Here is an 11,750-nt window from a genome sequence, read left to right on the forward strand (position 1 = left end):
TTAAAAAATCGTAAATTGCGCTCAATGTATCAAGTGCAACCAAGTGAAACAAGATATGGATCGCGAAACCGCGTCTAGACACGCAATTTATTTGTGCTATGGGTTGATTACGGCCGTTTCCGAGCGATAAATGATACGATCATTACCTCGATAACTGCCAAAGGTGACCAGCCCTGAAGGGTCCTCATCACCAACCCCACGCCAATTAAATGTCAGCCATGGTTGATATTGTTTATTGTTTTCAGAACAACCAATATCAGCAGCTGCTTTATCAGCAATACGTATCCAAAATCGTACTTGTTGCTTTAAATATTCATTATTAGTTAAATTTGGTAATGCTTGTAAGACATTGTTTTTACCTTTAAGAACATTATCATTCAATGGCTTTAATTCAGCAAAACTTGTTGGTGGTATTAAAGGATAAATAGTTTGCTTACATGAATACCGACTATCAAAGTGGGAACGACTGTCATCGGCATTAATTATAAACTGATCACCATTCCAATATTCAACCTTTAATGGCATCGTCAGCGGTTGATCAAACACACCACTGGCATCATCAAGTACCATTCGTCCATAACGACTATCCACTTCGCCATTTAGAGGCGCTGTTAATAGTTGGGGCTGATTATAACGCTGTAATGGCTGAGTTTTATTGGCAAAATCAGTACAACCCAATGTTAAGCAGTCAGTTCGCGGTATCACTGACAAACCTAAACCAATCTTAAATGGACCATCTACGGTAGTTGTCGTTGTCGCTAATTGATTATTTGGTTTTGGTAGCCGTGTAAATGCCAGTTCGCCATCCTTGATAGTAAGCTGTGCTTGCTGCCAACTGTACTGCCAACCGCCAACTAAATTAGATTGATCAAGCCGCATACTGACATCATTTAATGATCTATTTTGATTAAGATCGACCGCGGTTAATAATAAACTCTCTTTTAACTGAGGGGCAAATTTACCGTAATTCAGCGTTGCTTCGCCAGCTGCATTTTGCGCTTCAATTGTCGCATTAGCAGTAAAGGTTTGATCCATATAAGTGAACGGTGTTGATTCCGTATGGGCATTGATGATGCTACTGTTTTTAATCACAAATTGTTTTGGATAAAAACGCCCAATCGCGCGCTGGCTAGGATTTATCGTCATACCAAGATAACTATCGGCAGTCATTGCTAACTTGACACTGCCAACCTCATTCCAACGCAAATCATCAAAAATTATTGCCGTATTATCATGAGAATCATTATGTTGTTGACGAGTAGTACCACTTAACTCACCACTACGACCATTTTGGGGCGTATCAATACCAGCAATAGAAGCGGTTACTATTGCATCGGGCGCTGTTTGAGCAAAGAAGTTAGGCGTAATCGGTCGCTGGCAATATTTATCATCGCTAACATCAATAGCATTATTTACCTTATCGCCTGGCTGCCATTGCAGCGGCTTAGCCCGCATAACAAAAGCATCCCCAGCAGCAACTAAACCATCACCACTATTTGCCGTTCCAGTAAAGCTGTCGCCTGCTTGAGGACACATCGCAAATGTCCAAGGGCGCGAATGTACACTCGCTTCGCCCACCAACCCTTGCGGAAGATCTGTGGTTTTAAGTTGATTAGTTTTAGTTGTTATAAGCTCACAGTAGTCACTGGTACAGGTTTTATCTTTAACGACTAAATTAACACTTCCGGCGTCACGATAACGCATTCGAATAGCATCAGAGATACCGTTGGTAAAATTGACCTTTAATGACGATAACTCATCGGCCCCCTTCACCGCACCAACATGATATTGACCTTGAGACGGTGCTAGATAACGAGTATCAAACTCAAGTTGCTTGACACCACTATATTGAGTAATAACAGCATCATTAAGATTGGGTTGATTAGCACAAGCCACCGCTTTAACTGTTACCGAAAATGGCTGACCTGCAATAATATTATTGTTATTGGGAGTGACACTAAACCCACCCGGAATGAATGTATATTTCCCTACCGGCTTATCACCCGCCATATTAGCAATCGATGCAGTAACCGTCACCGTTTCAGCACCATTAGGTTGTAACCAAATAACACGTCTTGAGTCACTATTTTTCAGCACAAACGTTGAGGTTCCAACACCAAATGAGGTCGCATTATTAAACCCAACATTACGCGCCCATTTACCGCCAGTCGAAGAGCTAAGACTAAATGAGATATCACCTTCAAAGTCAGACTTACTCGCACCAACTTTTGATACTAAAAACTCTATTTTCTGATGTTCACACAAGGTTGAGGTTGCAACGGTAGGAGTCATTGCTAATTGATATTCAGGTTGGGCTTCAAAGCACGCACTTTGACCAATAATTTCAGTTCGTAATTTATTTTTTTTACCTGTCATTACCAAATTAGGAGCAGTTACTGCACCAGTAACACGCGTTACTTTTATATTATTACCATTAGACATGAATAAATTACGTTCTGAATAAATTAACGCCGTAACTTGAGTGCCCGCATTTAAATCAACCCACTCATGCAGAATATCTTGGCTAGGTTTTAAATCATGCACAAATATTAATAAATCATCAGCTTTTTTAGATTCTGAAGATAATGACGAATTATTCAGCGTCATCTTTTTCACATGCACAACAGATCCTGAAGGGAATACAATATTTTTATTGCTTAAATTAATGGTATTAAACCAAAATATTTTTTTATCACCGAAATCTCGTTGTTTAGATAAATTACCATCATCTACTTGAGGCCATAAATCTAATTTTATTTTTTCAGCATAAAGATTTTTATTTTCACCTATCGGCTGACAAGATTTACCTTCACAAAAATCATTAACATGACTGTTTGAGCCACTTGTATTTTTAACCGTATTAAAACCAATATAATGGTTACTATTTATAATTGCAGTGCCAGTTATATTAAGTTTATGACTTCCCTCAAACTTACCATCAGAACCTTGCCAAGTTTGTACTGGTCCTGGAAATAAAGCACACATATCATTTGTAGTATTACTCTGTGATAGATTCATTACGCTTAGGTTTTGATTAGCATCACTCGCAGCATTAACAAATAATGGAATCAAAAATAATAACCATAAAACACCGATAAAAATATGGCCTCTCATTGTGCTAATCCCTTTACCCACACTTGTTGCTGACGAGCCACTTGATATTGACCACTACCACAACGTCCTGTACTACGCAGTTGAATTCTTCGTTCTACACCAACCACTGCATCGTCGTTAGCTGCAAATTCATTACATTCCACCCTGACCTCACAACCATCAAAATCCACCAGCGGGATCTGCTTAGAAATCACAGCACAAGTTAACATTTGCTTAGGATCACCAATCGGGAATAATTTATTGAGACTAATTTCAATCCCGCTGTGAGCTGCAAACCACGCTCGAGTACCCTGTATTTCTTGAGTGGTGGTTGCAGCTTGTGAGGCGTTAATTTTGATCATCGCTGCGGCCATCATTGCCATCACGGTAATAATAAAAATAACCACCACTAGAGCACTACCTGTTTGCTTGATTGCTAATCGAGAACAATTACGGCGCATTCATCACCTGTACGGTATGGTTATAACGGCTTGATTCACCATTACGGGTAAAAGTAAATTGCCACGCAACTAATGCACTGCGTGCAAGGGCGGCATTATCAATGCTAAACATCGACAAACTGCTATCGATATATTGAGCAATTAATACCGGTTGTGATTGAGAGCCCGCATTGTCAATAGTGGTGTGAGTCAGACTATTGCCTTCAATGCAAAACGTCACACTGTGGGTATAGGTGTAAAAACGTTGTGCTAATGAACCGCTATCAAAGCTATGCTGGCCATCAAGCTCAAACTGCCATTGATTAGCGACTGCTCCTTTATTTATGGCTGTGACTGTCGCAACTTGATCACTAGCAACATCAAAATCTTGAGCTTTATGAGGGTTAATAACTAACCGCATCTGAGGTTGAAAAACAGGTGTGGCAGTCTGCGTCACATAGCCGATGATCGCCGTAATATCCGTTAAGCTTTGATTACTATAATCGCCACTGAACTGAATCGGCTTAAATGATAGACATTGACCATTATTGGTAATTTTAAGGCTATTAGGCACCGCATTTCGTAGCTCACGCGCAACTCGCTCAACCGCAAATCGCGCTTGAGATTGTAATTGTTCTCGATCGCGAGTTTGTAAATAGCCCTCAGTCCCCAGACTAACAAAGCGACCAATACCAATAGTAATAATCGCCATCACTACCATCACCATGATCAACTCGATTAATGTAAATCCTTGCGCGCGCCGTAACTGCATTAATAATTGCCTCGGTATGCACTGAACGAGTAACGACCATAGCGGCCACTATCAACCACCATATTAATCCGCTTATAGTTATGTGGGGTTACAGCTGTAGTCGAGTTAGGATTATTGGTGAGATTGTTATCGTAAAAAATAGCCACAGTTACCGTAAAATGGCTGTAGTCAGCAGCAATTGAATTTCCCAGCGCATTACTTAAAGGGCGACCATTGCCATCTTGACAACTCGCACTCTTGCCCTGCCAACAGCCAATATAATCATCAACCGTAGTAAGTTGCTGCTGCTCGGTATTGGCAACGAGAGTTATTGCACAAGGATTATCAATTTCAACACCTTGCAAATCTTGAGTGTCATCACAGCGAATTTGCTCACCATTATCATCACTGTTAGCATCAAATTTACGCGCCAAAATTTCATTCATCATCGCATTGGCTAACGCCGCGGCACGAGCTTGATAATGCGGCTCAGCTGATAGCGTAATTTGTGGAAATAAAAACCGGCTTAACACCACCATTGCCATCGCAAAAATAACCAAGCTAATGATCATTTCAATCAGCGTAAATCCTACTTGCGTTGGATGACTTCCGCGGTTCATAAACAAACTCCGCTATGAATATAACCTTGCTGATTAATACACATTTGCACCTGGTTATTATTACTCGCTGTAAAGCTGATCTCGCATCCAGTAATACACTGGCGCTCACCTTGAGCATTGAGTGGCTGCCCAAGTAAATTAAAGCTCAGAAAATAGTTTGGGGTGATCGTAACCTGATCGTTGGTGGTTATAAGATAATTGGCTGAAGTTTGCTGAGTAGCACAACCAAATAACGATTCAGTGATGGTCAAAGAGGCACAGGCTAACTGTTGCTGTTGCATGGCACTAATTTGAATTTGGCGAGCGATTGAGATCGCTTGATCGCGGATTAGCTCAGCGCTAAAACTTGATTTAGACGCATAACGACTGGCAGCCGTAACGGAAATAATGGCTAATACAATGATCACCATCACCAGTTCAATTAAGGTGAACCCTTGTTGTCGCGCCACAGCGTTAACCTTTGCTAAATAGTATTTAATGATGCTATTTCTAATAAAATAACATCATTAAATAGCGCTCCGCAGAGCGCTAGATATTAATCAGATGATTTAGATGAAGGTGTACAACCAGCACCAGAAGTGACCTCTGCTTTTGCTGGCGTATTAGCATTAACTGCTGATGTATACGTAACTAGACACTCATCAGTGTCTGCCTTACTATTCTTAAACGTTAATTTTATTGTTTTATTTTCACCAGCATCAGTACCTGTACCTGTCACAACCTGCCAATCACTAAAGCCAGTCATTGCAGCACCAATACCGGCAGAAGTTGCTGTTGGGTAACCATAAATAATCTCGATATTATCAACAGTTGTATTGGCAGCAGATACACTCTCAACACCCTGAATCGCTGCCTTACCATAAGTGATCCCAGCAGCACCATCAATTGCACCTTTTAGGCCTTGCAGTGATGACGCACGCGCATCGTCTTGTAAGTTCAAAAACTTTGGTGCGGCAGTGACGGCTAAAATGCCTAGAATTACAATCACCACTACCAATTCAATTAATGTAAAACCGTTTTGACGTTTCATAACTAGTCCTTTGTTTGATGTAAATTCACTTCAACTCGACCTTGAGTCGGTATGTAAGTAAATGAATGCCCGGCAATAACATTGATTGCATCGAAGCGATAATTGCTAACAGTTGCTAGCTGATAATAACGACACTGTTGATAGCCATATTGACGTTCAACTGTGGCGAAAAAACTATATTTTCCCACGGCAGCATCAGCGCTAATCGCTGTTGCTAACGGTGGGGGCTGTAATAAATGGCTGATTAAATCAACACAATCTTGAGCCGTTATTTGACTAACGTTAGCGGTCTTACTGGTTAACAATGCAAACGGATAACCAATCAATGTTGACTGCTTGATTGTAATTGGCGTTAATTTAAAAACGCTACCATCATAATTTACAATATTATTATCTTTAGCCATTTGAGGACGACCATCAGCTTCCCACTGCATTCGCGCAGAAAGAACCGCCGTCGAAAAATTACCACTAATAGTTACAATAGCGGCTTGTTTAGCTTGCTGAATAATATTAATTAGTCGTGGTAACGCGAAGGCAATTAATAAACTAATCATGGCCATCACAATAATTAATTCAATAAATGACCAGCTTTTATGTTGGGTTGACAATAGTTATTCCTAACAACATAAACTGTCAAAAAACTATCTTAATATTTTCTCACCTTGTCAAAATATTGCCAACGATTTTTTTGTAACCAATTAATTTAAAATAGAAAAAATAAAGATAAATACCAAAAAAGATTATTAATATCCTTTTTTAGAATAAATCATCACTATATTTAATATGAACCACAATCTAACCATTAATATAATTGTTAGTAGTTAATTAATATTTTAGTTAATTAAAAAATAATAACGTTAAATTATTATATTTTATAAATATTAACCACTGTTAGCGACATCTAACATTCCCCACATCGGCAAGAAAATACCCAGCGCCAGTAATAACACCATTGCCGACACCACTAATAATAATAATGGCTCAATACGCGCGGTGAGCGTGGTGAGATCATAATCGACTTCACGCTCGTAAAAATCAGCCGCTTCTAATAACAAATCATCAATTTGACCTGTTTCTTCACCGACAGCTATCATCTGTAACACTAATGGCGTAAAAATTTCAGTATTAGCCGCAGTGGTGGCAATACTTGAACCACTTTCAATCCCCAATTTCATTTCCAATAACCGCTGCTCTAAAAAGCGATTATCTAATGCTTCGGCGGCCATTTTTAAGGCTTGGTTGAGCGGTAACCCCGCCCGCACCATTAATGCAAAGGTACGTGAAAAACGTGCCATCAAGGCGCGATTAACAATACTGCCAACAATCGGTACCCGTAGTCGCCACAGATCCCACCGCTGTTGACCTGCAACTGTATTACGCCATAAACGAATACCTCCCCAAGTTGCTCCCCCTAAAATAATCATTAACGGCCAATAATTAACAAACATATTCGAGGTAGTAATCAACACTTTGGTTGGCCACGGTAAATCAACCCCAAAACGCGCAAACATACCAGCAAACTGTGGAATCACTTGCGTATTTAACACCACCAGCGCCAATCCAATCGCTACCATCACAAACATTGGATAGCGCATGGCTGATTTTATTTGACGCCGAGTATCCATTTCTTGCTGATAATAATTCGCTAGCTGCAACAAAGTCTGATCCAAGCGACCCGTATTTTCACCAACATGGATCATCGACACAAACAAATCAGAAAAAACTCGTGGATGTTGCTTCATTGCAGACGATAACGAATGTCCATTAGTTAACTCCGCTGCTACCTCAGCTAAAGTTGAGCGCAATAATGGATGATTGGTACTTTGCTCTAAACCTTTAAAAGCCCGTAACAGCGGTACGCCAGCTTTAGTTAAACTGTATAATTGGCGACAAAAAATCACTAATACTTCAAGTGGTAACTGGCGCTGCCATAAATCATTCAGCGAAAATGATAAATACTTATTGTTCGTTGTCGGTGTGATTTCTAACGGAATAATACCTTGGCGTAGCAATTGATCGGCAGCTACTGATTGAGTAACAGCGTCGAGTTGACCGCGCAAAATCTTACCTTGCGCATTACGACCACGATAACTAAAGCATTTCATTTACAGGCTACCCAATTCGACAATCATTAAAATCACCTTCGGCTAACAACATCACTTCATCTAAACTGGTTACTCCCGCCAATGCCATCGCCATTGCCGATTCAACCAATGGCTGATAACCATCACTGGCGCGAGCTATTTGGCTAAACAGTACCGCATTATTATTGCGCAAGGCATCCATCATCGATTGATCAATTTCTAATAACTCAAACACCCCGATACGGCCTTTATAACCAGTAAAATTACAGCTTTGGCAGCCTTGTCCGAGCTTAAATGCACGATGATCATCACTAAAATTACGCGATCGTAGCCACAGTTGCTGTTCATCTTCTAATACTGCAATTTGAGAACAATCGCGGCATACTCGGCGTACTAACCGCTGTGCTAATACAGCCCTTACGGCGCTAGCAACCAGATAGCCAGGTGCCTGCATATCAATCATACGTAAGGCACTATCTATCGCATTATTGGTATGTAATGTTGAGAGTACTAAATGGCCAGTCAATGCCGCCCGTAATCCAATTTCAACTGTTTCTTGATCACGCATTTCACCCACTAAAATCACATCAGGATCTTGACGTAAAAAAGTCCGTAAAATCGATGAAAACGTCAGCCCGATTTTATTATTTACTTGAACCTGATTCACTCGCGGTAAGCGATATTCAACCGGATCTTCTGCGGTAATTAATTTTTTACCTGCTACATTAAGTTCGTTAAGCGCGCCATATAAGGTGGTAGTTTTACCCGATCCTGTAGGTCCGGTAACTAAAATCATGCCATGAGGGCGCTTTAATTGGCGTCGAATACGTACTAAAAGATCGGCTGGCATCCCAACATGATCGAGATCGAGAATTCCGGCAGATTGATCCAATAATCGCATCACCACCGACTCACCATATTGGACAGGCATTGTCGATAGTCGAATATCAACTGAATGATCGCGCACTTTGACATTAAAACGTCCATCTTGTGGTAACCGTTTTTCTGAAATATCAAGCCCACTCATGAGCTTAAGTCGTAAAACTAATGCAGATGCAACACTACTTTCATTCAATAAGGTTTCATGCAAAATACCATCAATACGCTGCCGTATACGCAACACATTTTCATCAGGTTCAATATGAATATCTGAGGCGCCGACTTGCAACGCATCTTCAAACAATGAATTGATCAGCTTTACCACTGTCATTTCATCATTATCATGGTCATCAAACCCAAACCCGTAATGTTGTTGAGTTTGATGCTCTGCGTTAAGTTGTTCAGCAAACGAGGCTATTTCTTTAGTGCGACGATAGTAACGATCAAAAGCGGTGATCAACTGCCGTTCTGGTGCGATCACAAACTCAACTTGATAGTTCTGTAATTGGTTAAGCAGCGCTTCTTGCATCGCCAGATCGGCGGGATCACTCATCGCAACCCGTACCACCTCACCACGACGGCTGATTACTAAAGCGCGTAACCGACGTGCGTGAACCTCTGACAGTAAACTCACCACCTCACTATCAACCACTACTCGAGTCAGATCAACCAACAGAATATCTAATTGCTGCGCTAAAAATTGCAGCAATTGTTGTTCACTCAGAAATCCCATTCCAATTAAGGTATCCCCGAGCTTACGTCCCGTGACTTGTTGTTGGTTCAGGGCTTGATCCAGTTGCTGCTGCGCAATAATGTGCTCATCAACCAACAGATCACCTAAACGTTTACGTAATCGAATTTGCATCTGCTAGCTCCTTTGCGTTTGTAGCGCCATGATACGTTGTTGAATAAATTGTTGTGACGCTGACGACAACCCACCATGGGTTAATCCGTTACGATAAGCAGCCAATGCTAACGCTGGTTGCTGATTGCGCTCTTGAGCGATGGCTAATCCTAACCACCAGCGACCGTCCGTTGCATCATGACGTAACAATTGTTGATAACTCGTAAGTGCTAAGCCAGTATTATTTAACTGCTGCGCCAATCCCGCTCGCATCGCTAACAAAGCCACTGAATCAACATCCTTTGGTTGCTGCAAGAGTACTAATGCTGCTTGAAGTTGTTGTTCATTAACCAGTAATTTAGCCAATGTTAACCGCAACTCAGTATTGTTAGGTTGCAGTTGTAACCCTTGCTGTAGCATCGTCACCGCTTGGCGTTCATCACCACGGCCATAATATAATGCCGCCAGTTTTTGCCTTGCAACCACCCATTGCGGACGATATTTTAATGCCGCTTCAAGATGAATGATCCCTTGGCGACTATTTGCCTGACGCAACGCTTTTTGGGCTTTACGGTATTCAACATCTGCCAACTGTGATGCTGTTAACGCTACAGTTTGAATCGATAAATGACTTGGTAATGGTTTAGGTTTAGGTTTAGGTTTAGGCTTCACTGTTGGCGGTGACGCGACAGTGATCTTTTTTATTGGTTGCAGCTCAGTTAATGCGTGTTGATAACCACTGTCGTAGCCTTGTTCATATGAACTGGCTAACTCTTGTTCGATCTCTAATGTTTCAATTGCAGGCTCAGCAATGGGCAACTCAACCAAAGATGATTTCACATCCGTTACGGCAACATTTGGTGTCACAGATACAACAGGTGTCGCCACAATGGTTGGTTTAACCAACGTTGTTGTAGGTATTGGTGCTATCTCTGACTGCGGCGTTACAGCTGATTTTTTAGTCATCACTGGCGTAAGTTGATACCAACTTTTGCTGAACACGATAAATATCGCTATCACTAACAATCCCATAATGATCGCCACAACAATACGATGACGGTAGCGAGGTATTGGTCTTATCGTTGCTGGCTCTAATGCCATATCTGCGCCATGAGGCTGTTGTTGTGCTAAAGCACTCAGGCGACGATTTAGCTCACTCATAAATATTTCCATCTCAACCATTGCCACCACAACCGACTTGATTGTCGAGCCGCGACAGTATCAGCAATTGCAATATTAATATCTTGCTGACAAATACATTGTCGTTGCTCACTATAAGCCGCTAATAATGCTTTATGTGCTAATTGATTAACCAACCTTGGAATGCCACCACTGGCAAACCAAATAGCTCGCGATTGGGCAATAGAAAACAATGGCGACTGTCGACCAGCGTTCAACAGCCGATGTTCAATATAAGCCACAACCTCTGCCTCATTTAACGGCAATAGCATTGCTCGTAAAGTGATCCGTTGTTGCAATTGACGTAACTGATGTGCAGCTAAGCGCTGATCGAGTTCAGGCTGTCCAATTAACACAATATGAAGTAATTTTTCTGATTCCGTTTCTAGATTACCCAACAAACGGATCATTTCGAGTGCATCATCAGCCAATGCTTGTGCTTCATCGATCACCACCACTACGGCACGCCCGTTAGCTTTGCGGTGCAATAATTGATCGTGAATATCAACCGTCAGTCGATGTCGTTCAGTATCAATTTTAATTCCTAATTCATCAGCTAATGCCACTTGCAAGCTCAGCCCACACTGAGCAGGTGTCGGCAAGTAAACCAAATCGTATTGAGGAGGTAAGCGATTGATTAACATTCGGCAAACGAGGGTTTTTCCCGTTCCCACTTCACCGGATAACTGCATAATTCCCTCGCCCATAGCCAACCCAGCTAACACAGTCTCGATAGCGGTTAAATGGGTTGGTAAAGCATGAAATAAGGCTGTATTCGGGGTCAATGAAAATGGTGCTTGTTGCAATCCAAAATGCGATAAATACATCAG

11 protein-coding genes are annotated in these 11,750 nt (G+C 41.3%); all 11 read right to left on the minus strand.

What is annotated here, in order from left to right:
- Positions 1–96: 96 nt before the first annotated feature.
- Complete coding sequence (locus tag PAND9192_RS13790; RefSeq protein WP_087854253.1) at positions 97–3,114, minus strand: DUF6701 domain-containing protein; 3,018 nt, start codon at positions 3,112–3,114, stop codon at positions 97–99.
- A complete protein-coding gene (locus tag PAND9192_RS13795) occupies positions 3,111–3,554 on the minus strand; it encodes an MSHA biogenesis protein MshP (protein ID WP_087854254.1) in 444 nt (147 codons plus the stop codon). Before PAND9192_RS13795 ends, PAND9192_RS13790 begins: the two co-directional genes overlap by 4 nt.
- Positions 3,544–4,305, minus strand: coding sequence for a PilW family protein (locus tag PAND9192_RS13800; RefSeq protein ID WP_087854255.1), 762 nt, complete (start codon positions 4,303–4,305; stop codon positions 3,544–3,546). The genes PAND9192_RS13795 and PAND9192_RS13800 overlap by 11 nt, the downstream gene beginning before the upstream one ends.
- Positions 4,305–4,904 (minus strand): PulJ/GspJ family protein, encoded by a 600-nt coding sequence (locus tag PAND9192_RS13805; RefSeq protein ID WP_087854256.1) that lies wholly within the window; start codon positions 4,902–4,904, stop codon positions 4,305–4,307. The genes PAND9192_RS13800 and PAND9192_RS13805 overlap by 1 nt, the downstream gene beginning before the upstream one ends.
- Positions 4,901–5,353 carry a type II secretion system protein gene (locus PAND9192_RS13810; RefSeq protein WP_087854257.1) on the minus strand — a complete coding sequence of 151 codons (453 nt, stop codon included), beginning with the start codon at positions 5,351–5,353 and terminating at the stop codon, positions 4,901–4,903. The genes PAND9192_RS13805 and PAND9192_RS13810 overlap by 4 nt, the downstream gene beginning before the upstream one ends.
- 86 nt (positions 5,354–5,439) lie before the next feature.
- A complete protein-coding gene (locus PAND9192_RS13815; RefSeq protein ID WP_087854258.1) occupies positions 5,440–5,934 on the minus strand; it encodes a type II secretion system protein in 495 nt (164 codons plus the stop codon).
- A gap of 2 nt (positions 5,935–5,936) precedes the next feature.
- The gene (locus tag PAND9192_RS13820) at positions 5,937–6,542 is read right to left on the minus strand and encodes a type II secretion system protein (RefSeq protein ID WP_234999147.1); all 606 of its coding nucleotides are present in this window, start codon (positions 6,540–6,542) and stop codon (positions 5,937–5,939) included.
- 273 nt (positions 6,543–6,815) lie between these two features.
- Entirely contained in the window at positions 6,816–8,039 is a 1,224-nt protein-coding gene (locus PAND9192_RS13825) for a type II secretion system F family protein (RefSeq protein ID WP_087854259.1), read from the minus strand.
- A gap of 7 nt (positions 8,040–8,046) precedes the next feature.
- Positions 8,047–9,762 carry a GspE/PulE family protein gene (locus tag PAND9192_RS13830; RefSeq protein ID WP_087854260.1) on the minus strand — a complete coding sequence of 572 codons (1,716 nt, stop codon included), beginning with the start codon at positions 9,760–9,762 and terminating at the stop codon, positions 8,047–8,049.
- 3 nt (positions 9,763–9,765) lie between these two features.
- Positions 9,766–10,902: a tetratricopeptide repeat protein gene (locus PAND9192_RS13835; protein ID WP_087854261.1), complete on the minus strand. Its 1,137-nt coding sequence runs from the start codon at positions 10,900–10,902 to the stop codon at positions 9,766–9,768.
- Positions 10,899–11,747, minus strand: a complete 849-nt coding sequence (locus PAND9192_RS13840) for an ExeA family protein (RefSeq protein WP_087854262.1) — start codon at positions 11,745–11,747, stop codon at positions 10,899–10,901. The genes PAND9192_RS13835 and PAND9192_RS13840 overlap by 4 nt, the downstream gene beginning before the upstream one ends.
- Positions 11,748–11,750 lie beyond the last annotated feature (3 nt).

It is taken from the genome of Photobacterium andalusiense (assembly GCF_900185625.1).
GTDB lineage: Bacteria > Pseudomonadota > Gammaproteobacteria > Enterobacterales > Vibrionaceae > Photobacterium > Photobacterium aquimaris.